The organism is Thiothrix litoralis (assembly GCF_017901135.1).
Taxonomy (GTDB): Bacteria; Pseudomonadota; Gammaproteobacteria; order Thiotrichales; family Thiotrichaceae; genus Thiothrix; species Thiothrix litoralis.
This window is the reverse complement of the sequence record NZ_CP072801.1, coordinates 3,045,323-3,070,108: the sequence shown is the minus strand read 5'-3', so window position 1 is coordinate 3,070,108 and position 24,786 is coordinate 3,045,323. Positions and strand designations below refer to the sequence as shown.

29 protein-coding genes are annotated in these 24,786 nt (G+C 51.3%); 21 read left to right on the top strand and 8 right to left on the bottom strand.

The features are described 5' to 3' along the window. Positions 1 to 46: 46 nt before the first annotated feature. The gene (locus tag J9253_RS14915) at positions 47 to 1,339 is read left to right on the top strand and encodes a ribonucleotide-diphosphate reductase subunit beta (RefSeq protein WP_210221705.1); all 1,293 of its coding nucleotides are present in this window, start codon (positions 47 to 49) and stop codon (positions 1,337 to 1,339) included. A 52-nt stretch (positions 1,340 to 1,391) separates the two neighbouring features. Here J9253_RS14915 and J9253_RS14910 read toward each other — a convergent pair whose 3' ends face one another. Beyond that, the gene (locus J9253_RS14910) at positions 1,392 to 1,817 is read right to left on the bottom strand and encodes a hypothetical protein (RefSeq protein ID WP_228291395.1); all 426 of its coding nucleotides are present in this window, start codon (positions 1,815 to 1,817) and stop codon (positions 1,392 to 1,394) included. 163 nt (positions 1,818 to 1,980) lie between these two features. On the opposite strand from J9253_RS14910, the gene J9253_RS14905 reads away from it, so the two are divergent. The 8 genes from J9253_RS14905 (at position 1,981) to J9253_RS14870 (ending at position 9,678) form a co-directional block, all read left to right on the top strand. Next, complete coding sequence (locus tag J9253_RS14905) at positions 1,981 to 2,592, top strand: methylthioribulose 1-phosphate dehydratase (protein WP_210221704.1); 612 nt, start codon at positions 1,981 to 1,983, stop codon at positions 2,590 to 2,592. A gap of 6 nt (positions 2,593 to 2,598) precedes the next feature. Then, on the top strand, positions 2,599 to 3,141 hold the full coding sequence (locus J9253_RS14900; RefSeq protein ID WP_210221703.1) for a 1,2-dihydroxy-3-keto-5-methylthiopentene dioxygenase: 543 nt from the start codon (positions 2,599 to 2,601) through the stop codon (positions 3,139 to 3,141). Next, positions 3,141 to 3,833 carry an acireductone synthase gene (gene mtnC / locus J9253_RS14895; protein ID WP_210221702.1) on the top strand — a complete coding sequence of 231 codons (693 nt, stop codon included), beginning with the start codon at positions 3,141 to 3,143 and terminating at the stop codon, positions 3,831 to 3,833. Before J9253_RS14900 ends, mtnC begins: the two co-directional genes overlap by 1 nt. Positions 3,834 to 3,891: 58 nt before the next feature. After that, positions 3,892 to 5,271 (top strand): bifunctional UDP-N-acetylglucosamine diphosphorylase/glucosamine-1-phosphate N-acetyltransferase GlmU, encoded by a 1,380-nt coding sequence (gene glmU / locus J9253_RS14890; RefSeq protein WP_210221701.1) that lies wholly within the window; start codon positions 3,892 to 3,894, stop codon positions 5,269 to 5,271. Further along, positions 5,271 to 7,109 (top strand): glutamine--fructose-6-phosphate transaminase (isomerizing), encoded by a 1,839-nt coding sequence (glmS, locus tag J9253_RS14885; protein WP_210221700.1) that lies wholly within the window; start codon positions 5,271 to 5,273, stop codon positions 7,107 to 7,109. The genes glmU and glmS overlap by 1 nt, the downstream gene beginning before the upstream one ends. A gap of 67 nt (positions 7,110 to 7,176) precedes the next feature. After that, entirely contained in the window at positions 7,177 to 8,937 is a 1,761-nt protein-coding gene (locus J9253_RS14880) for a SulP family inorganic anion transporter (protein ID WP_210221699.1), read from the top strand. Between the two features lie 69 nt (positions 8,938 to 9,006). Beyond that, positions 9,007 to 9,240, top strand: coding sequence for a molybdopterin converting factor subunit 1 (moaD, locus tag J9253_RS14875; protein WP_210221698.1), 234 nt, complete (start codon positions 9,007 to 9,009; stop codon positions 9,238 to 9,240). 3 nt (positions 9,241 to 9,243) lie between these two features. Beyond that, positions 9,244 to 9,678: a molybdenum cofactor biosynthesis protein MoaE gene (locus J9253_RS14870; protein ID WP_210221697.1), complete on the top strand. Its 435-nt coding sequence runs from the start codon at positions 9,244 to 9,246 to the stop codon at positions 9,676 to 9,678. Between the two features lie 11 nt (positions 9,679 to 9,689). Here the strand turns inward: J9253_RS14870 and J9253_RS14865 are convergent, their stop codons facing one another. From J9253_RS14865 to J9253_RS14850, 4 genes are all read right to left on the bottom strand, one after another. After that, positions 9,690 to 10,037 carry a hypothetical protein gene (locus tag J9253_RS14865; RefSeq protein WP_210221696.1) on the bottom strand — a complete coding sequence of 116 codons (348 nt, stop codon included), beginning with the start codon at positions 10,035 to 10,037 and terminating at the stop codon, positions 9,690 to 9,692. A gap of 151 nt (positions 10,038 to 10,188) precedes the next feature. After that, positions 10,189 to 10,671, bottom strand: a complete 483-nt coding sequence (gene moaC / locus J9253_RS14860) for a cyclic pyranopterin monophosphate synthase MoaC (RefSeq protein ID WP_210221695.1) — start codon at positions 10,669 to 10,671, stop codon at positions 10,189 to 10,191. Next, entirely contained in the window at positions 10,672 to 12,102 is a 1,431-nt protein-coding gene (locus J9253_RS14855; protein WP_210221694.1) for a S41 family peptidase, read from the bottom strand. It abuts the gene before it with no gap. A gap of 151 nt (positions 12,103 to 12,253) precedes the next feature. Further along, positions 12,254 to 13,477 carry a murein hydrolase activator EnvC family protein gene (locus tag J9253_RS14850; protein WP_210221693.1) on the bottom strand — a complete coding sequence of 408 codons (1,224 nt, stop codon included), beginning with the start codon at positions 13,475 to 13,477 and terminating at the stop codon, positions 12,254 to 12,256. A 175-nt stretch (positions 13,478 to 13,652) separates the two neighbouring features. On the opposite strand from J9253_RS14850, the gene J9253_RS14845 reads away from it, so the two are divergent. The 6 genes from J9253_RS14845 (at position 13,653) to gshB (ending at position 17,270) form a co-directional block, all read left to right on the top strand. After that, entirely contained in the window at positions 13,653 to 13,997 is a 345-nt protein-coding gene (locus tag J9253_RS14845; RefSeq protein WP_210221692.1) for an ArsR/SmtB family transcription factor, read from the top strand. 100 nt (positions 13,998 to 14,097) lie between these two features. Beyond that, positions 14,098 to 14,523: a rhodanese-like domain-containing protein gene (locus J9253_RS14840; protein ID WP_210221691.1), complete on the top strand. Its 426-nt coding sequence runs from the start codon at positions 14,098 to 14,100 to the stop codon at positions 14,521 to 14,523. Further along, on the top strand, positions 14,520 to 14,783 hold the full coding sequence (grxC, locus tag J9253_RS14835) for a glutaredoxin 3 (protein ID WP_210221690.1): 264 nt from the start codon (positions 14,520 to 14,522) through the stop codon (positions 14,781 to 14,783). The genes J9253_RS14840 and grxC overlap by 4 nt, the downstream gene beginning before the upstream one ends. A 23-nt stretch (positions 14,784 to 14,806) precedes the next feature. After that, the gene (secB, locus tag J9253_RS14830) at positions 14,807 to 15,271 is read left to right on the top strand and encodes a protein-export chaperone SecB (protein ID WP_210221689.1); all 465 of its coding nucleotides are present in this window, start codon (positions 14,807 to 14,809) and stop codon (positions 15,269 to 15,271) included. After that, positions 15,268 to 16,278: an NAD(P)H-dependent glycerol-3-phosphate dehydrogenase gene (locus tag J9253_RS14825; protein ID WP_210221688.1), complete on the top strand. Its 1,011-nt coding sequence runs from the start codon at positions 15,268 to 15,270 to the stop codon at positions 16,276 to 16,278. The genes secB and J9253_RS14825 overlap by 4 nt, the downstream gene beginning before the upstream one ends. A gap of 23 nt (positions 16,279 to 16,301) precedes the next feature. Continuing rightward, a complete protein-coding gene (gene gshB / locus J9253_RS14820; protein WP_210221687.1) occupies positions 16,302 to 17,270 on the top strand; it encodes a glutathione synthase in 969 nt (322 codons plus the stop codon). Positions 17,271 to 17,273: 3 nt separating this feature from the next. Here the strand turns inward: gshB and J9253_RS14815 are convergent, their stop codons facing one another. Beyond that, the gene (locus J9253_RS14815; protein ID WP_210221686.1) at positions 17,274 to 17,516 is read right to left on the bottom strand and encodes a YdcH family protein; all 243 of its coding nucleotides are present in this window, start codon (positions 17,514 to 17,516) and stop codon (positions 17,274 to 17,276) included. Between the two features lie 120 nt (positions 17,517 to 17,636). Between J9253_RS14815 and J9253_RS14810 the strand changes: the two genes are divergently transcribed. From J9253_RS14810 to J9253_RS14800, 3 genes are all read left to right on the top strand, one after another. Further along, a complete protein-coding gene (locus J9253_RS14810) occupies positions 17,637 to 18,056 on the top strand; it encodes an OsmC family protein (protein WP_028489317.1) in 420 nt (139 codons plus the stop codon). Positions 18,057 to 18,171: 115 nt separating this feature from the next. Then, positions 18,172 to 18,990 carry an adenosylmethionine decarboxylase gene (gene speD, locus J9253_RS14805; RefSeq protein WP_210221685.1) on the top strand — a complete coding sequence of 273 codons (819 nt, stop codon included), beginning with the start codon at positions 18,172 to 18,174 and terminating at the stop codon, positions 18,988 to 18,990. A 316-nt stretch (positions 18,991 to 19,306) separates the two neighbouring features. Further along, positions 19,307 to 19,879 (top strand): C40 family peptidase, encoded by a 573-nt coding sequence (locus J9253_RS14800; RefSeq protein ID WP_228291394.1) that lies wholly within the window; start codon positions 19,307 to 19,309, stop codon positions 19,877 to 19,879. A gap of 61 nt (positions 19,880 to 19,940) precedes the next feature. On the opposite strand, the gene J9253_RS14795 is transcribed toward J9253_RS14800, so the two are convergent. Further along, positions 19,941 to 21,167, bottom strand: coding sequence for a DUF3530 family protein (locus tag J9253_RS14795; protein WP_210221683.1), 1,227 nt, complete (start codon positions 21,165 to 21,167; stop codon positions 19,941 to 19,943). 137 nt (positions 21,168 to 21,304) lie between these two features. On the opposite strand from J9253_RS14795, the gene J9253_RS14790 reads away from it, so the two are divergent. Genes J9253_RS14790 through J9253_RS14780 form a run of 3 tightly spaced genes read left to right on the top strand, consistent with a single transcriptional unit; the run spans position 21,305 to position 23,719 of the window. Further along, entirely contained in the window at positions 21,305 to 21,724 is a 420-nt protein-coding gene (locus tag J9253_RS14790; RefSeq protein ID WP_210221682.1) for a rubrerythrin family protein, read from the top strand. Positions 21,725 to 21,783: 59 nt separating this feature from the next. Then, positions 21,784 to 23,127, top strand: a complete 1,344-nt coding sequence (locus J9253_RS14785; RefSeq protein ID WP_210221681.1) for a heterodisulfide reductase-related iron-sulfur binding cluster — start codon at positions 21,784 to 21,786, stop codon at positions 23,125 to 23,127. A gap of 10 nt (positions 23,128 to 23,137) precedes the next feature. Then, positions 23,138 to 23,719 (top strand): DUF3501 family protein, encoded by a 582-nt coding sequence (locus tag J9253_RS14780; protein ID WP_210221680.1) that lies wholly within the window; start codon positions 23,138 to 23,140, stop codon positions 23,717 to 23,719. Here J9253_RS14780 and ispB read toward each other — a convergent pair. Further along, on the bottom strand, positions 23,716 to 24,684 hold the full coding sequence (gene ispB / locus J9253_RS14775; protein WP_210221679.1) for an octaprenyl diphosphate synthase: 969 nt from the start codon (positions 24,682 to 24,684) through the stop codon (positions 23,716 to 23,718). The genes J9253_RS14780 and ispB overlap by 4 nt on opposite strands. Between the last annotated feature and the right edge of the window lie 102 nt (positions 24,685 to 24,786).

The following is a 24,786-nucleotide window of genomic DNA, read 5'->3' as shown; positions in this document are numbered from 1 at the left end:
AGCCGTAACGGTTTTGTTGGCATTCAGCATTCAGGAGAGATAAAATATGACATTGAACTGGGATAACCCCCTCGCGGCTTCCGTGCCACGTACAAATGGGCACAAGCCACCATTGAAATTGGTTGATGAGTCTTTTGTTGATGAACCTACTGTGGAGGTAGATGCAAGTGAGCGCAGCGCAAAAACCCAAGTTGCAACTGAACCGACAGCGGAGTCGGCGACGTTTGCAACGGCGGTAACAGCAGCGGCTTCTGACAGGACTGTCGAAGCCGCTACCATGCGAAGCACACACGGCACTACCCGCCACACGTTCACAACAGAACCTTTCAAACCCCAACAGCCGATCCGCAGCGATGACAAGCGCGTGATCAATGGCAGTGGGGATATTAACCAGCTCGCGCCGTTCAAATACCCGTGGGCGTGGGAATTTTTCCTCAATGCCAACAAAAACCATTGGACGCCACTCGACATCAATATGGCGCAGGATGTGCATGACTACCATCACAATCTCAGCCCTGCCGAACGTCATGTGTACGAAAACGTTCTCGCCTACCTGACCACTTCTGACATTTTGGCGATGCGCAATATCGGCCTTGCTGTCATGGAAAAAATGACCGCACCGGAATTGCAGATCTACCAAGCCCGTCAAGTCTATGAAGAAGCGCTGCATACCTGGACTTACCAGCATTGCATCGAAACCATCGGGCTGGATCAGGTGGAAATCTACAACCGCTACCGTGTCGTGCCGGAAATCAATGCGAAAATCCAGCTTGCCAACCGCCGCTTGAATGATGCTTTGCGCCACGACATCGACCTGAAAAACCGTGATGATTTGCACAATTTCGTCATGTCTTACACGTTTTTTGCGGGGATTTTTGAAGGTTGCTGGTTCTACAACGGTTTCTCACCGATCTTTGCGTTGCAACGTCGGGGCATGATGAAGGGTACGGGCGAGCAATTCCAATACATCATGCGTGATGAAGTGATGCACGCTTCATTCGGTATCCGCGTGGTGCGCCAGATTATGCAGGAAGAAAACGTCAAGCTTGACCCGCAAGCGGTGCGTGATATGTGGGATGAGGCTGAAGCGGCTGAAATCAATTATTCCAAATACATTCTACCCACGCCGATTCTGGGTTACAGCCAGACGGATCACCATGAGCAGTTCCGTTTCATTGCTAATCGTCGGGCGCGTCAGTTAGGGATGGATGAACCGTTCCCCGGTGCGCAAAACGCGTTGCCGTGGCTGGATGAGCAATCCAATATGCGTAAGGAAAAGAATTTCTTTGAAACCCGCGTAACGGAATATCAGACCGGTGGGGCGTTGAAGTGGGATTGAGACGGTGACTGTTGGCGGGAAGGGTGTCCTTCCCGCCGTTGTCTATCAACTATTACTTTGCAGCAGGTGCAACTGGAGCAGCAGGTGCCATCATTGGCGCATAACCTGCTTTTGCAGTCTGGCCATTGCCAGAAAAGTTGCTGTTGCCATCGCCGTAGCCGTAACCATTGCCAGCACCATACCAGTCGCCGTTGCCTTTACCGTTAGCAGCCATGTCGGTATCCATGTTGGTTTTGCCTTTGCCTTTGAAGGTAACAGCAAATTCAACTTCGCCGTCTGCATCGCCTTTGCCACGACCCCAGCCGTTAACATCGCTCGCGCCGTTGCCGTAGCCCGTGCCGTTAGCAGCAGTAGAACCCGTGCCGTTGCCGTAACCGTTGCCAGCGCCTGAACCGTTGTCGAAGCCGTTGAAGAATTCAGCAGAAGCAGCGCCAGACATAACGATCAGGGCAGAGAAGATAATAGCTTGTAATTTCATTTTTAAGTTTCCTAGCAGATTTATGTGTAATTTCAATGTGAGAGTATTATAATATTAGCAATCTCTAATGTAAAGAGTTTTTTTTGCGTTTTGGCAAATCATCTGACAAATGGTGTGAATGCTGCGAAAATACCAAGCTTTGCTTTCTGTCATGAGTGATGCTATGTCTGACACCTTATCGCGCTTGCGGGGCGAGTTGATCGCAGCGGGGCAGTTTTTCCACGCCAGAGGCTGGGTTCCGGCCACCAGCAGTAATTTTTCTGCGCGGCTGGGGGCGGAAGAGATCCTGATTACCAGTTCAGGTCAGCATAAGGGCAGATTGGATGACAACGGGTTTTTGCGAGCCGATTTGCAGGGCGTGTCGCTGGAAACGGGTAAGCGTCCTTCAGCGGAAACGGGTTTGCATACGCTGATGTACCGACGTGATCCGGCTATGGGCAGCGTGCTGCATACGCATTCTGTTAATGCTACCGTGCTGTCGATGCGTCTGGAAGAGGTGGTGCTTGCAGGGTATGAGGTGCAGAAAGCCTTCCCCGGTGTGGAAACGCATGAGAGTCGTTTGGTGATTCCGGTTTTCCCCAATAGTCAGGATATTCCAGCGTTGGCGGCAGAGGTTAATGCTTATCTGGATGCGCATCCGCAAACGGTGGCTTATTTGATTCGTGGGCATGGTCTATATACTTGGGGGGCGACGGTGGCGGATACCCTACGGCATATTGAAGCCTTGGAATTCCTGTTTGAATGTGTTTACCGGCAACTGTTGCTGGATAGGTGAGATGCAATGAGTGAATTGAACATTTATGCGGACAACAACCCGCAACAGGCTGAAACGTATGCTGATTACGCAACGATTAGTGCGTTATTGCAGGCGCAGGGCGTGCGTTTCGAGCGTTGGGCGGCGGCGGCTCCACTGGCGGATGCGGCGACGCCGGACGAGGTAATTGCGGCTTATCGTACCGACATTGAGCGTTTAATGGCGGAAAACGGTTTCCAGAGTGTGGATGTCATCAGTTTGCACCCGGATCACCCCGATAAAGTGGCATTACGCCAGAAATTCCTGAACGAACATACCCATACCGAATACGAAGTGCGTTTTTTTGTGGACGGACAAGGGCTGTTTTACCTGCATATCGGTGACAAGGTGTATACCGTGCTGTGTGAAAAGGGTGATTTGATCAGTGTACCTGCGGGCACGACCCATTGGTTTGACATGGGGGCAAACCCGCGTTTCAAGGCTATTCGTTTGTTCACGAACCCGGAAGGCTGGGTGGCGAATTTTACGGGCAATGACATTGCCGGGCGTTTCCCGCGTCTGGAGAACTGATGATGATTAAGGCAATCCTCACCGATATTGAAGGTACGACTACCAGCTTGTCCTTCGTCAAGGATGTGTTGTTTCCTTACGCCAACCAGCACATGCAGGACTTCGTGGTAGCGCACCGTCAAGACCCTGCCGTTGCCAGCCTGATCGACGATGTGCGGCTGGAAACCGGCAATGCAGTATTGTCGCTGGCTGATGCCATTGCCCAGTTGCGCCAGTGGATTGTGGAAGACAAAAAGGTTACACCGCTGAAGGCGATTCAGGGCTTGATGTGGGAGGAAGGTTATCGCAACGGTGACTTTACCGGGCATGTGTATGAGGATGCGGTGCGCCATTTATTGCATTGGCATGAGCTTGGTTTGAAATTATATGTCTATTCGTCCGGTTCGGTGTATGCGCAAAAGCTCTTGTTCGGTTATTCTGACGCCGGTGATTTAACAGCGCTATTCAGTGGTTATTTCGATACGGCAGTCGGTCATAAGCGTGACGTGGCTGCTTACCGCCATATTATTGAGGCCATTGGTTTACCGGCAGATGAGATTTTATTCCTGTCCGATATAGCGGAAGAGCTGGATGCAGCCGCACAAGCAGGGATGAAAACCTGTTGCTTGGTGCGTGAAAATCAGCCGATTGATCACTTGAATCACCATTGGGTAAAAAACTTTGATGAGCTGAATGTGATGAGCATCACGTAAGCAACCCCCCTATTTGGCTATTATCTACGACATTAATTTAATGACTGGCACACCCCCCATGAATATCTTTCCGATTATCCTCGCAGCGGGTCAAGGTACCCGGATGCGTTCTTCCTTGCCCAAAGTACTGCACCCCATCGCGGGCAGGCCGATGCTGCAACACGTGGTTGATGCGTGCGTTGTCTTGCAAAGCCACGAGGCAGCTTGCCACATGGCGATTGTGTACGGGCATGGTGGCGAATTGGTGCGCGAGCGTATTGCAGGTGAAAACCTGAATTGGGCGCTGCAAGCCCAGCAAAAAGGCACCGGTCATGCGGTGAGTCAGGCGATTCACTTAGTCGATGCGGATGACGTGGTGCTGGTGGCGTATGGTGATGTGCCGCTGATCCGCTCTGTTACCCTGCAAGGCTTGGCGGATGGTTTGCAAGATCATGCCTTATGCATCCTGACCACGGAACTGGCAGACCCCAAAGGCTACGGACGGATTGTGCGTAATGCTGAAGGGCAGGTGCAGGCGATTGTCGAGGAAAAGGATGCCAGCGATGCACAGCGCCTTATTCGCGAAGTCAATACGGGCTTTATCGCCGCACGCGGGCGTGACATGAAGCGCTGGTTGCAACAACTGACCCCACAGAATGCGCAGGGCGAATATTATCTGACCGATTGCGTCGGTTTGGCGGTGGCAGAAGGCGGCAGCGTCAACACCGTGCTGTGTCCTGACCCGGTGGAAGTGGAAGGTGCCAATAACCGCGTGCAGTTGGCTCGGCTGGAGCGGGCTTGCCAGCAACGTCAGGTGGAAAAACTGATGTTGGCGGGCGTGACGGTTGCCGACCCGGCACGGCTGGATATTCGTGGTACGGTCGAAACCGGGCAGGATGTCTTTCTGGATGTGAACGTGGTGCTGATCGGCAAGGTCAAGTTCGGCAATAGCGTGACGGTGGAAGCCGGTTGCGTGATTCAGGATGCGGAAATCGGCGACAATACCCACATCAAATCACATTCAGTGATTGAGTCAGCGTTGATTGCTGCCAATTGTGACATTGGCCCGTTTGCCCGCCTGCGCCCCGGTACGGTGCTGGAAGATAACGCCAAAATCGGCAATTTCGTCGAAACCAAAAAAGCCCATATCGGTAAGGGCAGCAAAGTTAACCACCTCAGTTACATTGGCGACACCACTATGGGCGCGAATGTGAATATTGGGGCAGGCACGATTACTTGTAATTACGATGGTGCGAACAAGCACAAAACCGTCATCGGCGATGGCGTGTTCGTGGGTTCTTGCACGCAACTGGTTGCCCCCGTCAGCATTGGTGAAGGCGCTACCATTGGTGCAGGTTCAACCATTACTAAAGCAGCACCGGCTGGGGAACTTACCCTGTCCCGCGCCAAACAAATGACCTTGAAAGGCTGGCAGCGTCCAGTTAAGGAGAAAAAATAATGTGTGGTATTGTCGGAGCCATTGCTCAACGTCCGGTTGTGGAAATTTTATTGGAAGGTCTGCGTCGTCTGGAATACCGGGGGTATGATTCTGCCGGGGTTGCGGTGGTGCAAGAAACGGGTGCATTGGTACGTAGCCGTGCTGTCGGTAAGGTAGCTGCATTGATGGAACGTCTCGATGTCGAACCTATTAATGGTAAAGTGGGTATTGCCCACACCCGTTGGGCGACCCACGGGGTTCCAGCGGAACGCAATGCCCACCCGCATTTCAGTGGTGAGTGGGTCGGTTTGGTGCATAACGGCATCATTGAAAATCATGTCGAACTGCGTAAGCGTTTGCAGGATGACGGCTACCATTTTACTTCCGATACCGATACCGAAGTGGTGGCGCATCTGATCGATATTTTCCGCCGTCAGGGTGTGAGTATGCTGGATGCGGTCATGGCAGCGCGGTGTGAATTGCACGGTGCGTATGCCTTGGCGGTCATTTCCCCGGATGAACCGGATACGCTGATTGTGGCGCGTCAAGGCAGCCCGCTGGTATTGGGCTTGGGGATTGGTGAAAACTTCATTGGTTCTGATATTCAAGCCTTACTGCCAGTGACTAGCCGTTTCATCTATCTGGAAAACGGTGACGTTGCCAAGCTGAGCCGCAACAAGATCGACATTTTCGACCTGAATGGCGAGCGCGTGGTGCGCCCAGTACGTGAATCGAATGCGTCGATGTGTTCGGCTGATTTGGGCGAATACCGCCATTTCATGCTCAAGGAAATTTTCGAGCAGCCACAATCAGTGGTGGGCACGCTGGAAAACCGTTTGGGCAGCGATCATGTATTGCCCGCTTTGGTTGGTGTGGCGGATGCGCTGGAACGTTTGGCACAAGTCGATGAAATCCAAATCATTGCTTGCGGCACCAGTTACCACGCTGGCTTGGTGGGGCGCTACTGGATTGAAGCCAACACGGATATTCCCTGCAATGTGGAAGTCGCCAGCGAATACCGCTACCGCCGCCAGCCACCGCGCAAGAACATGCTGCTGGTGACTATTTCGCAGTCGGGCGAAACCGCTGATACCTTGGCGGCGTTGGAAAAAATCAAGGAAAGCCAAGGCTGTCTGGCAACACTGACGATTTGCAATGTGGCGGAAAGCTCGCTGACTCGCGAATCGGATATGTCGTTGATGACGATGGCAGGGCCGGAAATTGGCGTGGCTTCTACCAAGGCATTTACCACCCAGTTGGTTGCTTTGCAGTTGCTGATGGTATTGCTGATGCAGGCCAAGGGTGGGGATAAAGCCAAGATCGCACAAATCGTTGCAGATTTGCGCAAACTCCCCGCGTTGATTGAGCAAGCATTGGATTTGCACCCGAAAATTGAAGCACTGGCTGAGCATTTCATCGAGAAAAATCACGCGCTGTTTTTAGGGCGTGGGGAAATGTACCCGATTGCGATGGAAGGGGCGCTCAAGCTCAAGGAAATTTCCTATATCCATGCAGAAGCTTATCCGGCGGGTGAACTCAAACATGGGCCACTTGCGTTGGTCGATAGCGAGATGCCGATTGTCACAGTAGCTCCTAATACAGCCTTGTTGGAAAAACTAAAATCCAATCTGGAAGAAGTGCGTTCGCGGGGTGGTGAGTTGTACGTATTTGCGGACCGTAACGCGCACATTATTGCTTCTGATAATTTACATGTGCTGGAAATGCCGCATGTGCCTGAATTGCTGGCACCGATTGTGTACACGATTCCGCTGCAATTGCTGTCTTACCATGTTGCGGTTCTGAAAGGGACGGACGTGGACAAACCGCGTAACCTAGCGAAGTCAGTGACAGTCGAATAGCCCTGAAGGATGCTAGGGCGGTGGTTTATTGGTATACACATGGAATGTAAGTGGAGGTAAGCACCGCATGGGTAGCTGGCTAGTGTCACTGTTGAGTGACTGGAAAGACCGTTTCACGCCATACACGGAATGGGCTGGTGAACTGAAAAACCCAGCCGTACTGAAAGCGGATGTGATGGCGGGTTTAACCAGTGCCTTGATTCTGGTTCCGCAATCCATGGCTTATGCGCAGTTAGCGGGGTTGCCTGCCTATATCGGTCTGTATGCGTCGTTTTTGCCTATTATTGTGGCGGGCTTGTTTGGCTCGTCACGTCAATTAGGCAGTGGTCCGGTGGCGTTGGTGGCCTTGATGACCGGAACAGCCTTGCAACCCTTCAACATCCACGATGTGAACACGCTGATTTTGTATGCGGGGTTTTTGTCGCTCATTATGGGGTTGTTCCAACTGCTGTTGGGGCTGTTTCGTTTGGGAATTCTAGTGGACTTCCTGTCGCACCCGGTGATTATTGGGTTTACCAATGCCGGTGCGTTGATTATTGCCACCTCGCAACTCAGCAAGTTAATGGGGGTGAACGTTCCCGCCACAGAACACCATTATGAAATGGTTTGGGAGGTCCTCAAGGCGCTGCCGGGTACGCATTGGCCGACCATTGCGCTGGGGCTATTTTCCCTTGCTAGCTTGCTGATCATTAAGAAATGGGCACCCAAATTACCCAATATCTTGATTGTGGTGGTGGTGACAACGGTTTTGTCCTGGGCTGTTGATTATGAACATCTTGGTGGAGCGGTGGTAGGGGCTGTACCTTCGGGCTTGCCTGTATTCCAGATACCCAGTATTGACCCTGCACATTTTCAAGCCTTGCTGATGTCTGGTATTGTGATGTCCTTGCTGGGCTTTGTGGAAGCTATTTCCATCGCCAAAGCGATGGCTTCCCAAACCCGGCAGCGGTTGTCGGCCAATCAGGAGTTGGTTGGTCAGGGGATGGGCAATCTAGCTTCTGCTTTTTTCCAAGGACAACCTATCTCAGGTTCATTCTCTCGTTCTGCGGTGAACTTTGCAGCAGGTGCAATGACACCGTTTTCTTCCGTGGTGACGGGTACTCTGGTGGCGATCAGTTTATTGTTCTTTACCGATTTGCTCTATTATTTGCCACAGTCAACCTTGGCAGCGATCATTTTTGTCTCGGTGATTAATCTGGTTAAGTTTGCACCTATCAAGCATGTCTGGAAGGTCGAGCGGCATGATGGGGTGGTGGCAGTGGTCACGTTTTTTGCTACGTTGATGGTTGCGCCAGAATTGGAAAAGGGTGTTTTTGTCGGGGTGGTGTTGTCTTTGGGCTTGTTCCTATACCGTACCATGAGCCCGAATTTGGTCGAAGTTGCCCGTGATGCCGATGGCACGATGCGGGGTGCGGTGGCTCATGGCTTGCAAACCAGCGAGACTTTGGCTGTGTACCGTTTCGATGGTGATTTGTATTTTGCCAATACGGGTTATCTTGAAGGTAAGTTGCTGAATTATATTGCAGCAAAGCCCAAGCTCAAGGTGTTGATTCTGGATCTGGAAGCGACGGGGCAAGTGGATTCTACCGGAGAAGAGATGCTGGAAAAACTCGCCGATCGGCTACGTGCCACGGGGATTGAGTTTTATATCGCCCGTACCAAGTTGCGGGTGTATGAAGCTTTCCAGCGTTCTGGGCTTGCTAGACAGATTGGTGAGGAACGTTTCTTCCGGGAACGTAAATACGCGGTTGCTTACGCGAAAGAGCACTGGGGTGATGCGATTGACGTTACGCCATTACAGCGCTATACCCCTATTGAAATGAAGTAAGGTATCCTTGGAAGGTCACAATCGTGGCCTTTCTGTTGAGCGCCGGTATTGGATGGGAGATCAGCTATTATGTCAATCAAGGTATTGTTTTTTGCGAGTTTACGGGAACGCTTGGGCGTTGGGCAGGTGATGTTGGATACACCTGATGCCATCAGTGTGCAGGAGGTCTGGCAGCGTAGTAGTGGGGAAAATGTCTTGCCAAGTAACGTATTGGTGGCAGTCAATCAGGTTTATGCGAATGCGGCAGCCTTGGTGCAGCCGGGCGATGAGGTGGCCTTTTTCCCACCCGTGACAGGAGGTTGAGGGATGATTGAATTACGGGAAACACCTTTTGATCCGTGGCAATACTTGGCGGAACGGCAGGTGCAGCAGGGTGTGGAGGCTCGCTCTGGTGCGACGGCGGTATTTGTGGGCACGATGCGGGATTTCAACGAGGGCGATACCGTTCAGGCAATGTATCTGGAGTATTACCCCGGTATGACTGAACGCCAACTGGAGACGCTTGCAGCATCTGCCCTTGAGGAATGGTCGCTGGATGATGTACTGATTGTACACCGTGTAGGTGCTATTACCCCGGCTCAACCGATTGTGCTGGTAGCGGTGTGGTCGGCACATCGGGCAGAGGCTTTCGATGCTTGTCGTCATCTGATGGAAACGCTGAAACACACGGCTCCTTTCTGGAAACGCGAAACCCTGACGGACGGTGCAGTGCGCTGGGTGGCTTCCAACACGCCGGGGTGATGCGTGTTGCCCTAATCCAGGGCGATGGTGACAGTTTTGTCTGTGTTGGACTCTACCCGGAATTCGGTTTCTTTAGTGATGTGATTTTGTTTGACAGTGGCGCGGTATTGCCCTGCTGGCAGATGTACTGTGCCTGTATGCCGGGGTAGGGTTGCTATGGGGTTCTGCAGCTCTTTGTCACTCAGTTTGAAAATAGACCAATTGGCTGGTAAGAGTACTATTTGATTATTCACCGTTGCTACCAGTGTTACTCGGTTGGCAGAAACTGGTGAATTAGCGACTAAAAGGACAATCGCTCCAGCAGTGATTGCGATAGTTTTTCTTATGCTACGATAAGACTGGTAGGAACATAATGCCATGTTACCCTTCCTGGGAAATTAGTATTGCTTTAAAACAGTAATCTAGCATTAAAAACTACCACACTCTGGGTGTGTAATGCAATTTTTAGGCAGTTTTAGGAGCATAACTCATTAGGCTAAGGTTGTGTTGTTACGGGGTTTTTGTGTTGGACTAGGTGAATTGCCAGTCCCCCGATTTGCCCCCGGATTTTTGTAGCAGGCGAATATTTCCCATCACCATGCCTTTGTCGATAGCTTTGCACATATCGTAGATGGTCAGTAAAGTGACCTGAACGGCGGTCAGCGCTTCCATTTCGACCCCGGTTTGCCCGTGGGTTTCGACACTGACGCGGCAGTGTACGGCGGGGGGCGTGGTGTGGGTCGTCAGCTCAACATCAACCTTGGTCAGTGCCAATGGGTGGCAAAGCGGGATTAGGTCAGCCGTTTTTTTGGCAGCCATGATACCTGCTATGCGGGCGATGCCTAAAACATCGCCTTTTTTATTGTCACCCTCACGAATTTTCTCAAGGGTGACTGCTTGCATTTCAATGCATCCCGCAGCAACTGCCCGGCGGTGGGTAGGCTGTTTTGCGCCGACATCCACCATGTGCGCTTGCCCTTGGGCATTGAAATGTGTCAGCTCGCGGTTAGACATTTACATGACCTTGCCGCTAGCGGCTTCCACTGCTGGGGTTTCGGGCTTGAGGCGGGTTTGCACCAAGTCCATGCCTTTGAGGATATTCAGTGCTTCAAAGAGCTGATAATCTTCTTCTGCGAGGGGTGATTTGGATTTGTCGGCAGCCATTTCCTCAGGTGTTTTATTGTCCGTGACCGGCTTGTCGGCAGCTTCTTCAGCCTTGTCTGCGGGCTTCGCTTTATCTCCGGTTTTATCGCCATTGGGGTTGCTGAGGTGCTTGCTCAAATCCGCTTCTGATAATGGGTCAAAAGCGTCTTCTGCGTCGGTGTCGCCTTTTACCTTGAGTGCTTTTAACTCGATGTCGGGGGCAATGCCTTCTGCCTGGATGGAGCGGCCTGATGGAGTGAAGTAGCGTGCGGTGGTAAGCTTCACGGCGGTTTTCTCATCCAGTTGTAAAACGGTCTGGACGGAGCCTTTGCCGAAGGTTTTTTGCCCGACAATCAAGGCGCGTTTGTGATCTTTCAGAGCACCCGCCACGATTTCAGAAGCAGAGGCGGAACCTTGGTTGACCAGCACCACAATCGGAGCATTCTCGACCACATCGCCTTTTTGGGCGTTGTATTCCATCTTGGCATCTGGAACCCGACCCTCGGTGTAGACAATTTTGCCGGAATCAAGAAAGGCATCGGAAACACCCACCGCAGCATTCAGTACACCACCTGGGTTGTTACGCAGGTCAAGCACCAAACCACGCAGTTTCCCTTTGTTTTCTTTTTTCAGGGTTTCGATGCCTTCCAGTAATGCATCAGTGGTTTTGGCTTGGAAGCTGGTGATGCGTACATAACCGTAGCCTGGTTCCAGTATCCGTTGTTTGACGCTTTTGACCTGGATGATGTCGCGCTTGATAGCAACCTTAAAGGGTTTGTCTTTGCCATCACGCACGACCATCAGGTTGATGGTGCTGCCGGGCTTGCCCCGCATCAGCTTGACCGCATCGTTAAGCGTCATGCCTTTGACGGGGGTTTCGTCGAGTCGAATGATTAAATCACCCGCTTGTATGCCCGCTTTTTGTGCTGGGGTGTCATCAATCGGTGAGATCACTTTGACAAAGCCGTCTTCCATGCCGACCTCAATACCCAAGCCACCGAATTCACCGCTGGTACCGACTTGCAGTTCCTTGAATTCTTCTTCGTCCAGATAGGCCGAGTGGGGGTCAAGGTTGCTGAGCATTCCACGGATAGCATTGGTCATCAGGTCCTTGTCTTTGACGTCCTCAACATAGTTTTCCTTGATGCGTGAATACACCTCGGAAAATTGTTGTAGCTCATCCAGTGGTGGTGAGTTTTCAATTGTCTGCCGAAAAGCGAACACATTGAGGCTAATGCTGGTGGTTGCACCAATCAATATGCCAGCAATGGTGCCAGCCAAAACGCGGTAACGTGTATGCATACTTGAATCTCTTTAATACGTTGACTGCTGACATCCGTGTTAGCAGGGTTACTTGTGTGGCTGCACCACTGAAATGCCGCCAGTTTACCATTGTGTGGCAAAAATGCACTTTGTTGTTGTCATTGTGGTGCTATTGCCGTCAATACGCTGATTATCGACACCAACGCGCCGGGTTCTGGGGGCTGGTTCCCTGCCTTATTTCAAAGTAGAGGGCGTCTTGGCTTTGGCCACTGGAATTCCCCACGGCGGCAATGGTTTCATTGGCATTGACGATAGCCCCTTCCTTTTTATAGATGGCACGGTTGTAGCCATACAAGCTCATGTAGTTGTTGTCATGTTCGATAATGATCAGGTGCCCGTAGCCATCCATCCAGCCAGCGAAGGCAACCCTGCCTTTGGCGACTGCGCGTACTTTTGTACCACCAGATGCGGCAAGTACTACACCGCGCCAGCGTTGTTTTTCATTACGAGATGACCCGTAGCTGTGGATGATTCTGCCCTGAACCGGCCAGGATAGTTTGCCCCGCAAGGTGGAAAATGCCTGGTTGGGCGTGAAGCGGGCTTTGACGGGTGTGCCACTGTCGGTGGTTTTCTGCCTGGCTTGCGTGACTGTTTTTTGAGGTGCTTCAGGTTTTGCTTGGGCTTGTGCAAGTTTTTCGGCGGCTTGAGCCTCGGCTTTGCGTGCCAGACGGTCAATGACGGCCTGTAGGTTGGCCTCTTCGGTTTTGAGTTTGCCTAACTGTTTTTCTTTGCTGCGGATATCGCTTTTAATATTGCCAAGCACGGTGGAGCGGGCAGTGAGTGTTTGTTGGATGTCCTTTTTTTGCTGTTCCAGGGTTTGGTTGAGCTGTTGGAGGTCCGCACTGTCTTTGACTATGCTAAGGCGCACTGACTGGATTTCTTTCAAGGTTTTCTGGATTCCCTGAATACGGTTGACGCGGCTGTCATTGAGATACTCGAAGTAACGGATAGTGCGGCTGATGTCAGAAGGGTCGTCCTGACGCAGCAGCAAGCGTAGGGGGGACTGTTCGCCAGCGGTATAAAGAGCCTGAAGTTGTTGAGCGAGGCCGGATTTCTGGGTGTCGAGTTCAGCATCCAGCTTGTGTTGTTTGCGGCCTGATTCTTCCAGTTTAGCCTGAGTGGCCTCTGCCTTTTTTTCTGTCTGATAATACTTGTCTGAAATATCACCCAGTTTTTTTTCTAGTTGAGTGACTTCATCCTGTAATGCTCGCGATTCGCCTTGTTGCGACTTCAGGGCGCTCGATAACTGGCGAATGTCGCGTTGTAGCTGTTGCTGCTTTTGAGGATCAGCCGCATATAGCTGATTCCCGGATGCTAAGGCGATCACAAGGAATAGTGGGAGGTAAAATTTCACCGTTTGTCAGGGTTCTGGGTGTTTATAATAACAAGGAGTCTACCATAAGAAAGGGATGACACGGAATGGAATAGGGTATATTATTGTATTTGTCTATACTAATATACTACAGTTGCCTGCTGTGTGACTTGAAACAGTGGAAAACTCAGTAAAATCATTTTCGATGAGGAAATCTATGGGAAGCGTTGCGCTCGGCAGTACGTGTGACTTCAGAATTGAAGATATGCTGGTTAAGGAAGAAGATATTGATCGCGCCTCCCGTTCACTGAAAGCGATTTCGCATCCGTTACGTCTAAAAATCTTGTGCGTGCTGGGTGATAAGGAAGTCAGTGTACAAGACATCGTGGATAACGTGGGTACTTCGCAAAGCAATATTTCCCAGCATTTAGCTATTCTGCGTGACAAAGGTATTCTGGCTTCGCGTAAAGATGCCAATCGTGTCTACTACCGAGTGGGTGATTACCGTACCTTGCGCCTGATCAGCATGATGCAGGAAGTCTTTTGCAGTGCGCCGCACTGATTATCTCCCTGACTATTACCAAAAAACGTGTGCTTAGGGGTTTACCTGCCTCTTGCTGATGTATATCGTTAGCCCCTGTTAATTGCTGATAGGGTTCAATGTGGAAGAATATCTTGTTTTCGCCCGTAGTCATCCCTTGTTGATTGCGGGGCTGTTTGCCATCCTCGGCATGATCATTTGGTTGGAATTCAGTCGCCTTACCCGCAAATACCAACAAGTCAATACGACCCAGGCGGTACACATCTTTAATCAGGATGGCTCATTCGTCCTTGATGTGCGTGAGGAAAGTGAAGTGCGGAGTGGTAAGCTCAAAGGTGCCAAACACATTCCGCTAGGGCAGTTGAAAAACCGTATGGTAGAGCTGGAATCAGCCAAAACCAAACCTGTGCTGGTTTATTGCCGTAGTGGTAGCCGTTCAGCCCATGCCTGTAATTTGCTGACCAAGGCCGGTTTCGATAATGTCAGTAATCTGGCTGGCGGAATCATGGCATGGGAGTCAGCCAACCTTCCGGTTAGTAAGCGATGAAACAACGTCCTGTTCTCATGTACGCCACCCGTTTTTGCCCCTATTGCTTGCGAGCGCGGATGTTGCTCAAACGCAAAGGTATTGAATACGAGGAAATCAGTGTCGGTGGTGACGCTGCCTTGTGGGCGGAGATGGAGCGTTTGAGCCAGCGCGATACCGTGCCACAAATATTCATTGGCGATTTATCTATCGGTGGCTATGATGATATGGCAGCACTGGATCGTGCCGGTAAGTTGGATGCATTGCTATTTGAATCTTAAATCCATTTTATAAGGGGTATTACATGAGCGAACCACAACAAGAACCACAAGAGCAACAATTCATCATCCAGCGTATTTACGTGAAGGATGTATCGTTTGAAGCACCCAACTCACCCGGCATTTTCACCCAAGAGTGGAATCCGAATACCAATCTGGATTTGAACACCAAGGTCAACACGCTCGCTAATGATAACTACGAGGTTGAGCTGTTCATCACCATTACGGTAAAAAGTGATGACAAAACCGCTTTTCTGGTGGAGGTGAAACAGGCTGGGGTGTTCTTCATCCAGGGTTACGGTCAGGAACAAATCAACCACCTGCTGGCTGCTTACTGCCCGAATATCCTGTTCCCGTATGCGCGTGAAGTGATTGCGGGCATGGTTTCCAAGGGCAGTTTCCCGGAGCTGCATCTTTCCCCAATCAATTTTGATGCCCTGTATGCCCGCCGTTTGCAGGAAGAGCAAGCAGCAGCTACCAGCGCTGTATGATGAGGCCACGCATCCAGCCCATTGCTGTTTACGGAGCCGGTTCGTGGGGAACTGCACTGGCTTTGCAATTGGCGCGTAATGGGCTGGATGTGTTGCTGTGGGATATTAGCCCCGAACACGTTGAGAGTCTTAACCGCCAGCGTGAAAATACCCACTACCTGCCAGGCATTTCGTTTCCTGATAATCTGCGTTGTTCCAATGATTTGCAGGTGGTAGCAGCTTTTTCTGATTACCATCTGGTGGTAGTGCCGAGCCATGTGTTTCGCGGCATGTTGAAAAACCTTGCACCTTTGTTGACCGAAAAAGATGCGGTTATCTGGGCAACCAAAGGTTTGGAGCTGGATACTGGCAAGCTGTTGCATCAAGTGTTGGAAGAAGAGTTGCCCCAGTGCCCCGCCTATGGCGTGGTTTCCGGGCCGACCTTTGCTGCCGAAGTGGCGCGTGGTTTACCGACAGCCATGACCGTTGCCGCCAATGAGCCAGCCTTGGCGCAAGTGGTGGCGGAAGCCTTTAGTGCTGCCAATTACCGCGCTTATATCAGCACCGATGTCATGGGTGTGGAGTTGGGTGGTGCGATCAAGAATGTGTTGGCAATTGCTGCGGGTATTTCCGATGGTCTGGGTTTTGGCGCAAATGCCCGTGTTGCCATTGTAACGCGCGGCTTGGCGGAAATCATGCGGCTGGGCGTGAAACTTGGCGCACAACCTGAAACCCTGATGGGTCTGGCGGGGGTCGGCGATTTGGTGCTGACCTGTACTGACAACCAATCACGCAACCGTCGTCTGGGTCTGGCACTCGGACAAGGCAAAGACCGCGATACGGCCATTGCTGACATCGGGCAGGCGGTTGAAGGTGCCAAGTCAGCGCTATCCATCGGCAAACTGGCAGAGCGGGCTGGGGTAGAAATGCCCATTTGCCAGCAAGTTTACCGTATTCTTTACGAGCAACTGCCACCCCGGCAGGCTGTGCACGAACTGCTTTCCCGCGATCTTAAAGCGGAATTCTGACTATCAATCAGGGGTTTTAGCCCATGAGCAATACACAAAGCTACGCGATCGGCGTCATTATGGACCCGATCAGCACCATCAATATCAAAAAAGACAGTACTTTCGCGATGATGCTGGAAGCCCAGCGGCGCGGTTGTGCCCTGTTTCATATCCTGCAAGGTGATCTATTTGTTGACGATGGCGTCGTCTATGCCAAGATGAACCCGGTCACGGTGCGCGACGATTCACAGGGCTGGTTTACGTTTGGCGAAGCGGTGGTCAAGCCTTTGCACGAATTGCCGGTGGTGCTAATGCGTAAAGACCCGCCGTTCGATATGGAATACATTTACAGTACCTATTTGCTGGAAATGGTGCAAAAACGTGGCACATTGGTGGTGAATCGCCCAGAAAGCATTCGCAGTGCCAATGAGAAATTGTTTGCTGCCTGGTTTCCTGAGTATTGCCCGCCGACCCGCGTGACTCGTGATATGGCACGTATCCGTGAATTTCTGGAAGTGCAGCAACACATTGTGGTGAAACCGCTGGATGGCATGGGCGGCTCGATGATTTTCCAGATCAAACAGGGCGACCCCAACCGCAATGTGATTCTGGAGGCGATTACCGCGCACGGCACGCGCACGGTGATGGCGCAGCGTTTTCTGCCCGAATACAAGCAAGGCGACAAGCGTATTTTGCTGATCGACGGCGAACCCTTCCCCCATGCCTTGGCAAGAATTCCGGCAGCAGGTGAAGGGCGTGCCAATCTGGCAGCAGGTGGCAAGGGTGTTGGCGTGGATCTGACTGAGCGCGAGTTTGCCATTTGCTCAGGCATTGCGCCGGTGTTGCGGGAGATGGGTTTGCTGTTTGTGGGGCTGGATGTGATCGGTGATTATGTAACAGAAATTAACGTGACCAGCCCGACTTGTATCCGTGAGCTGGATCAGATTTATTCTGCCAATATTGCCAGCCTGCTGTTTGATGCGGTTGAACGCAGGCTGGCGGCACAGGCGTGATGTTCAGGCGGCTTGTTGTAACATGCCGTACAGCTCATCTTTGATGTTCAGACGGCGCAGCTTCAAGCCTTCGACGAAATCATCCGCATGAACTTCAATGGCTTGCTCAATGCGATGCAGTTGCGAGTCAACTTCATGGTATTCGTCAAACAGACGGGAAAAGTGCCGATCTTCCATTTTTAGTTGGTGGATTTGCTCTTTGTACTCAGGGAACTCAGTCGCCAAGTCGTGGGATTCTCCAAACATTCGTTACGCTCCTTTATTAATATCATTTGTAGGCTATCACAGTGGTTTGCTGGATGGCCTGAGTTAAGTCAAATTCTGGATTATGTTAGAATCTGTATTTCCGTATAACAGGAGCACAGCGTGAAAGCCAGAGTTAAGTGGTTGGACAATATGAGTTTCGTCGGCGAGTCCGGTAGCGGTCATTCGGTGGTGATGGATGGTGCGCCGGAATTCGGCGGACGTAACCTTGGGATGCGACCCATGGAAATGTTGCTATTGGGGCTAGGGGGCTGCTCATCTTTTGATGTGGTGCTGATCCTGCAAAAGTCCAAACAGCAGGTGCTGGATTGCGAAGTGCTGATCGAGGCCGAGCGTGCCGACAAAGACCCCAAGGTGTTTACCCGTATCCACCTGCATTTCGTGGTCAGTGGGCGCAACCTGTCCCCCGAAAAAGTGGAGCGTGCAGTCAAGCTATCGGCTGAGAAATATTGTTCTGCTTCCATTATGTTGGGAAAAACCGCTGAAATCACCCATGACTTTGAACTATGCGAGGCCGCGTGAAGCATTTATTTCACTTGCACCCAAGGGGATAGTTTTGCATAGTTCACCCCCATGCCAGTCGGTGGTCAACTGGCTGATTTTTTTATGCCACGCCTGATAAAGAGGATGATCGGAATTGGTTGAGCGTCATCAAAAGCAGATTCGCCTGCACGGGTTTAATAACCTGACTAAAACCCTAAGTTTTAATATTTACGACATCTGCTACGCAAGGAGTCCGGCTCACCGTGAAGAATACCTCGCGTACATTGATGAAGAATACAATGCTGACCGTTTGACAAACATTCTGACGAATGTTGCGGACATCATCGGTGCCAACATCCTGAATGTGGCGCGGCAGGATTATGACCCCCAAGGGGCAAGCGTTACCATTCTGGTGTCTGAAGAGCCAATCCTTTCCGAGGAAAAAATTTCCACATCGACATCGGCACGGCCTGGGCCTTACCCGGAAGATGTCGTGGCGCATCTGGATAAAAGTCATCTGACCGTGCATACCTACCCGGAAAGTCACCCGGATAATGGTATCAGCACTTTCCGCGCAGACATTGATGTGTCTACCTGTGGGCGGATTTCGCCGCTGAAAGCATTGAACTACTTAATACATAGTTTAGAGTCCGATATTGTCATTATGGACTATCGAGTGCGTGGTTTTACCCGTGACGTAAAGGGTAAGAAGCACTTCATCGACCATAAGATCAATTCTATCCAGAATTTCTTGTCACCCGAAACCAAGCGCAATTACTCCATGCTGGATGTGAATGTTTACCAGGAAAACATCTTTCATACCAAGATGATGCTGAAAGAGTTTGATCTGGATAACTACTTGTTTGGTCTGGGAAAAAATGACTACTTTGAGAAAGACCTAAAGCAAATAGAAGCACAATTGCGTAAGGAAATGAAAGAGATCTTCTACGGTAGAAATACTGGAAGTTTGTGATCGCGCTGACTGAATTCATGATCATGTTGCAAGGATAATGAGGGAAATTTTTGCAGTAGCTTCAGACAGTTTGTATTCAGTTTATCCGCCAATGTGTTGCTATAAAACAACACATTGGCGAGATTAAAACAATTGAAATATTCAATAGTTAATTTGATTGAATGTTGATCTTTATAGTTGTTTCTTGCGTGGATACTCTGTTAACGTTCACCTCCATGACGTTTTGAGTGTGTTAAAACATCATGCTTACAATATAAAGAATGTTCTACAAGAGAACGCTGAAAAGGTTAGATAAGAGATTATGAGTAGTGTTAGTGTGAAGCCGTTGGTCCTTCTGGGGGTAGCGGCATTGTTACTGGCTGGCTGTAATTCTGAAAATGTTAAGACTGCGGATGCAGAAAAGCCCCAAGTCTATACCGCCCAATTTGCCCATTCTAAAAATATTACGGCAAAAGTGACGAAACTGCCGGTTAGCGCCCCTAAGAAGGACGTAACCTTGTTGGATCGTGTGGTATGGAATGCTGAAAAGCAGAAAGGTAAAATGTACCGTTACGGCGGTGAAAGCCCAAAGACGGGTTTTGACTGTAGTGGCCTGACCCAGTTTGCTTTCGGGAAAGGTGCAGGTGTTTCCTTGCCACGTACTGCTGCGGATCAATACGCTGCATCAGTGAAGGTTTCAAAGCAAGAAGCCAGCAAAGGTGACTTGGTATTCTTCAAAACCAGTGGTAAACGTATTAGCCATGTTGGCATCTATTTGGGCGATAACAAATTTGTCCATGCGCCACGTACTGGTAGAGCTATCACCACCGATAAGCTAACGGGCTACTGGGCAGATAAGCTGGTTGGTTTTGGTCGGGTTCCAGGTGCTTGTAAGCCTGCTTATTCCTGATCTGTTCCTGCAAAAAAGGCCGCTTATTGTGGCCTTTTTCTGTTTGGGTCACCCGTAAGGTTTATAGCGGCAGGCTATTCAGCCAAGTGGCTACCACTGCGCTCAGCGCATCCCCCTTGTTCTTGAAGTCATGATCGGCTTCTGGTAACACCATTTGTTTGGAATGGGTATTTCCGCCCTTTTGCAGCAGGGCTTGGCGTTCCGGCGCGAGGCTGATGACCTGTGGCGTGTCCTTTTCCCCGTAGATGTCGAGTACGGGTATTTTCATTTTGTCTAACGGCAAGGGCTGCACCATTTCTTGCCCTGCGTCTGTTGCCCCCATTCCCAAGCCTACATAAGCGGCAATCTCGCCGTCACCCTTGTTGCCCAGCCAGTTCATCGCCATGTGCGCCCCGCAATCGTGAGCTGCTAGGACGACGGGCGCAATGCCTTTTTGCTTCAAGAGGGCAATGCCCGCATCAATGCGCTTGTCGGCGTTGGCAAACAAGGGAACGTAATCATAGTATTTGGCTTCTTTCGCCAATACCGGCATTTGCAGGGACAGGGTTGTCCAGCCCTTAGCAGCCAAACCTGTGCGCAGTGGGTGGGTCACGTTTTCCCCATCCGGCGGTAAGCCGCATCCAGGCAAAATAATAACCGCCCCGCGCGGATGCTCCGCCGGGGTAAGGATGCCCATGAAGCTTTGCGTCCCATCACTCAGGGTAACGATTTCGCCATTGGTCAGCGTGCCGTTGATTTCGTTTGCCATGCTTTGTTCACGGACATAATCAGGAACAGCTTTGGGGTTGGGCGCAGGTTTGGTGGCTGCTGTCGGTGCTACATCATTTTTTTTTTCTTCCGATGAGGAAGGTGGCATGGAAACAGGTTCGGGAGTTGCTGCTGCTGGCTCAGGTTCGGGAGTTGCTGCTGCTGGCTCAGGTTCGGGAGTTGCTGCTGCTGGCTCAGGTTCGGGAGTTGCTGCTGCTGGCTCAGGTTCGGGAGTTGCTGCTGTTGGCTCAGGTTCGGGAGTCGCTGTTGCTGGCTCAGGTTCGGGAGTTGCTGCTGCTGGCTCAGGTTCGGGAGTTGCTGCTGTTGGCTCAGGTGCTACGGTGGTCGTCTGTGCTTCTGGTGTGGTCTTGTCGGCGGTTGGTGCTGCGGCTTCTGGAGCAGTGGCCTCTGGAGCCGCTTCGGTAGCCTGTGCTGCTGCGGGTGCTGCGCTTGGGCTGGCAACTTCAACAGGTGGGCGCATTATTATCAGAGCCAGCACGGCAACGGAAGCCAGCGTGTAAACGGCTGTGGCAACTTTCATGTTCCTCTCCTAAAAAATCCATGTTTGATGAAATCGAACGAAACATTCACAATATACGATTGGAAGTAGGTAGTACTTTAGCTTAGAGTACAATGCCACAAAGCGTTTAATCAACCACACAACCGAGGAGTCCATACATGGAACTGAAGGGAAGTAAGACAGAACAACATCTGAAAGACGCATTCGCAGGTGAATCCCAAGCCAACCGCCGTTACCTTTACTTCGCAGCCAAAGCAGACGTGGAAGGCTATAACGACGTTGCTACTGTATTCCGTTCCACCGCAGAAGGTGAAACAGGCCATGCTCACGGCCATCTGGAATACCTCGAAGCTTCCGGTGACCCGGCAACCGGCCTGCCTATTGGTCCAACGGGTGATAACCTGAAATCCGCTATTGCGGGCGAAACTCACGAGTACACCGATATGTACCCTGGCATGGCGAAAGACGCTCGTGCAGAAGGTTTCGACGAAATTGCTGACTGGTTCGAGACACTGGCAAAAGCGGAGCGTTCACACGCTAACCGTTTCCAAAAAGCGCTGGATAATTTGGACGCATAATGTCTTTGTAGGGGCGGATATTTATTCGCCCCTATCCCCCCTCACGGAGAACAACAATCATGGCAACCCCAAAACGCGAAGGCAGCCTTGAAGCCCCCACCCGCCACGCTCTCGACTGGAAAAACCCCGAATTTTATAACGAAGATGCCGTCCTGCATGAAATGGAGCGCGTCTTCGACCTTTGCCACGGTTGCCGCCGTTGCGTCAGCCTGTGTAACTCCTTCCCCACGTTATTTGATCTGGTCGATGAATCGTCGACGATGGAAGTGGATGGCGTAGACAAAAAAGATTACTGGAAGGTCGTGGATCATTGTTACCTCTGCGACCTGTGTTACATGACCAAGTGCCCGTACATTCCGCCGCATGAGTGGAATATCGACTTCCCGCATTTGATGCTGCGTGCCAAAGCGGTCAAGTTCAAGAAGGGCGATACCAAATTCCGCGACAAAGTGCTGAGTTCCACCGATAGGGTGGGCAAGCTGGCTGGTATTCCGGTGGTGGTGGATGTGGTCAACAAGATGAACCAGAACCCGACGTTCCGCAAACAACTGGATAAAGTGCTGGGTGTGCACCCGGATGCCAAAATCCCGTCCTACCACAGCCACACGGGGCGCGACCGCGTGACCCGTAATAAGACGCTGGATGAATCCAAGGCGGTCGCTGCGGGGCGTACCACCGGCAAGGTGGCGATTTTTGCGACCTGCTACGGCAACTACAACGAACCACATATCGTTGATGACTTGCGCAAGGTGTTTGAAATCAACGGTATTCCGATCACTTTGCTGGACAAGGAGCAATGCTGCGGAATGCCCAAGCTGGAACTGGGCGATCTGGAGTCCGTTGCAGCCGCGAAGGATGTCAATGTCCCCGCGATGATGAAGCTCATCAACGACGGTTGGGATATTGTCGGCCCCGTGCCTTCCTGCGTGCTGATGTTCAAGCAGGAGTTGCCGCTGATGTTCCCGGACGATGCTGATGTGCAAACGGTGAAAGGGCGCATTTTCGACCCGTTTGAGTACCTGATGCTGCGCCACAAGGAAGGTAAGTTGAACACCAGCTTCAAAAAGCCTTTGGGTAAAGTCAGTTATCACACCGCTTGCCACCTGCGGGTGCAGAACATCGGTTACAAGACTCGCGAGTTATTGGAGCTGATCCCCGATACCAAGCTGGAATTGCTGGAACGTTGTTCCGGGCATGACGGTACGTATGCGGTGAAAAGTGAATTCCATGATATTTCGATGAAAATTTGTCGCCCGATTTTCACCAAGGTCAATCAGGCTAAGCCGGATTATTACGGCAGCGATTGCCCGATGGCAGGGCATCAAATCGAGAATGGGTTGGAAGAGGGAATGCCTGAACCGACGCATCCTCTTACCATGTTACGGATTGCTTACGGATTGTGAGGAAACGGCAATGGATAAGTTGACACGTGCAGACTTGATGAGTCTGGAACAGTATTCAATGGAACGCAAAGCCTTCCGCGAGAAGGTGATGGCACATAAGGCTAACCGCAAAATACACATTGGCTCGAATGCGACGCTGTATTTTGAAGATCGCCTGACCATGCTGTATCAGGTGCAGGAAATGCTGCGAATCGAGAAGATTTTCGAGTCCGCTGGTATTAACGAAGAGCTAGAAGCCTATAACCCGCTGATCCCGGACGGTTCCAACTGGAAAGCGACCTTCATGGTCGAATTTTCTGATGTGGAAGAGCGCAAAGTGCAATTGGGGCGGCTGATCGGCATTGAGCGCAAAACCTGGGTGCAAGTAGCGGGTTTCGATAAGGTGTACCCGATTGCCAATGAGGATTTGACGCGGGAAACCGAAGAAAAAACCTCAGCGGTGCATTTTCTGCGCTTTGAGCTGACGCCCGTGATAGTGGCAGCGGTGCGCGAAGGTGCGGCTATCGCGATGGGGATTGAGCACCCTAATTACACCCATACCGTTACTTTGAGCGAAGCTTCGCGCGCTTCGCTCGCGGCTGATTTGGGTTAGTGACTACGGTTAATCGCAAACCACGCCAGTGATTCCAATGCCTGCCGGTACGCGCTATCGGGCAGGCATTGCAGGCTGGCAATCGCGGCTTCGGTTTCACCTTTGGCGCGTTCCAGCGTGTAATCAATTGCCTTGGTGTCGGTAATAGCCTGCATGATGGCGTCGATCTGATCCAGTCCACCTTGCTCAATGGCGCTGCGGAGTATGGCCGCTGTCGCCGCATCACTACGTTGTATGGCAATAATCAGTGGTAAGGTCGGTTTGCCCTCGGCTAAATCATCGCCGACGTTTTTACCCATTTCTTCGGCATCAGCGGTGTAATCCAACACATCATCGACTAATTGGAACGCTGTACCCAAATGCATCCCGTATTTTGCCATCGCCTGTTCGTGTTCCGCACTCAAGCCTGTGAGGACTGCACCCAACTGACACGCTGCTTCAAACAGTTTCGCCGTTTTAGAGTGAATCACTTCCATGTAACGGCTTTCGGATGTGTCAGGGTCGTGGCAGTTGAGTAACTGCAAGACTTCGCCTTCGGCAATGACGTTGGTGGTGGTGGAAAGGATTTCCATCACGCGCATACTGCCGACATCCACCATCATTTCAAACGAGCGTGAATACAGGAAGTCGCCAACCAGTACAGCGGCTTGGTTGCCCCAGACGTTGTTGGCGGTTTCCTTGCCACGGCGCATGTCGGATTCGTCCACCACGTCGTCATGCAGCAAGGTGGCGGTGTGGATGAATTCCACAATCGCGGCAATATCAATGTGACGTTCGCCCTGATAGCCACAGGCACGGGCAACCAGCAAGGCCAGTAACGGGCGTAAACGCTTGCCACCACTACCGATAATGTAATGGCTGAGCTGGTTGATAAGCACGACATCAGAATGCAGGCGACGCTGAATTAGAGCATTGACTGCCTGCATGTCGGCATCGGCAAGTTGGCGTATTGAGTTAAAATCCATGATGATGCAGGCTGCGGTAAAGCACCGAATGCTAGGAATAGCCCCTTGCTATGTCAAGCGATACGCGCAACTCCTTGAAATATTTTATTTCGCGTTTGACCT

Coding starts and splice junctions, on each gene's coding strand:
- J9253_RS14915 (WP_210221705.1), top strand. CDS start 47: ATGACATTGAACTGGGATAACCCCCTCGCGGCTTCCGTGCCACGTACA.
- J9253_RS14910 (WP_228291395.1), bottom strand. CDS start 1,817: ATGAAATTACAAGCTATTATCTTCTCTGCCCTGATCGTTATGTCTGGC.
- J9253_RS14905 (WP_210221704.1), top strand. CDS start 1,981: ATGTCTGACACCTTATCGCGCTTGCGGGGCGAGTTGATCGCAGCGGGG.
- J9253_RS14900 (WP_210221703.1), top strand. CDS start 2,599: ATGAGTGAATTGAACATTTATGCGGACAACAACCCGCAACAGGCTGAA.
- mtnC (WP_210221702.1), top strand. CDS start 3,141: ATGATGATTAAGGCAATCCTCACCGATATTGAAGGTACGACTACCAGC.
- glmU (WP_210221701.1), top strand. CDS start 3,892: ATGAATATCTTTCCGATTATCCTCGCAGCGGGTCAAGGTACCCGGATG.
- glmS (WP_210221700.1), top strand. CDS start 5,271: ATGTGTGGTATTGTCGGAGCCATTGCTCAACGTCCGGTTGTGGAAATT.
- J9253_RS14880 (WP_210221699.1), top strand. CDS start 7,177: ATGGGTAGCTGGCTAGTGTCACTGTTGAGTGACTGGAAAGACCGTTTC.
- moaD (WP_210221698.1), top strand. CDS start 9,007: ATGTCAATCAAGGTATTGTTTTTTGCGAGTTTACGGGAACGCTTGGGC.
- J9253_RS14870 (WP_210221697.1), top strand. CDS start 9,244: ATGATTGAATTACGGGAAACACCTTTTGATCCGTGGCAATACTTGGCG.
- J9253_RS14865 (WP_210221696.1), bottom strand. CDS start 10,037: ATGGCATTATGTTCCTACCAGTCTTATCGTAGCATAAGAAAAACTATC.
- moaC (WP_210221695.1), bottom strand. CDS start 10,671: ATGTCTAACCGCGAGCTGACACATTTCAATGCCCAAGGGCAAGCGCAC.
- J9253_RS14855 (WP_210221694.1), bottom strand. CDS start 12,102: ATGCATACACGTTACCGCGTTTTGGCTGGCACCATTGCTGGCATATTG.
- J9253_RS14845 (WP_210221692.1), top strand. CDS start 13,653: ATGGGAAGCGTTGCGCTCGGCAGTACGTGTGACTTCAGAATTGAAGAT.
- grxC (WP_210221690.1), top strand. CDS start 14,520: ATGAAACAACGTCCTGTTCTCATGTACGCCACCCGTTTTTGCCCCTAT.
- secB (WP_210221689.1), top strand. CDS start 14,807: ATGAGCGAACCACAACAAGAACCACAAGAGCAACAATTCATCATCCAG.
- J9253_RS14825 (WP_210221688.1), top strand. CDS start 15,268: ATGATGAGGCCACGCATCCAGCCCATTGCTGTTTACGGAGCCGGTTCG.
- gshB (WP_210221687.1), top strand. CDS start 16,302: ATGAGCAATACACAAAGCTACGCGATCGGCGTCATTATGGACCCGATC.
- J9253_RS14815 (WP_210221686.1), bottom strand. CDS start 17,516: ATGTTTGGAGAATCCCACGACTTGGCGACTGAGTTCCCTGAGTACAAA.
- J9253_RS14795 (WP_210221683.1), bottom strand. CDS start 21,167: ATGAAAGTTGCCACAGCCGTTTACACGCTGGCTTCCGTTGCCGTGCTG.
- J9253_RS14790 (WP_210221682.1), top strand. CDS start 21,305: ATGGAACTGAAGGGAAGTAAGACAGAACAACATCTGAAAGACGCATTC.
- J9253_RS14785 (WP_210221681.1), top strand. CDS start 21,784: ATGGCAACCCCAAAACGCGAAGGCAGCCTTGAAGCCCCCACCCGCCAC.
- J9253_RS14780 (WP_210221680.1), top strand. CDS start 23,138: ATGGATAAGTTGACACGTGCAGACTTGATGAGTCTGGAACAGTATTCA.
- ispB (WP_210221679.1), bottom strand. CDS start 24,684: ATGGATTTTAACTCAATACGCCAACTTGCCGATGCCGACATGCAGGCA.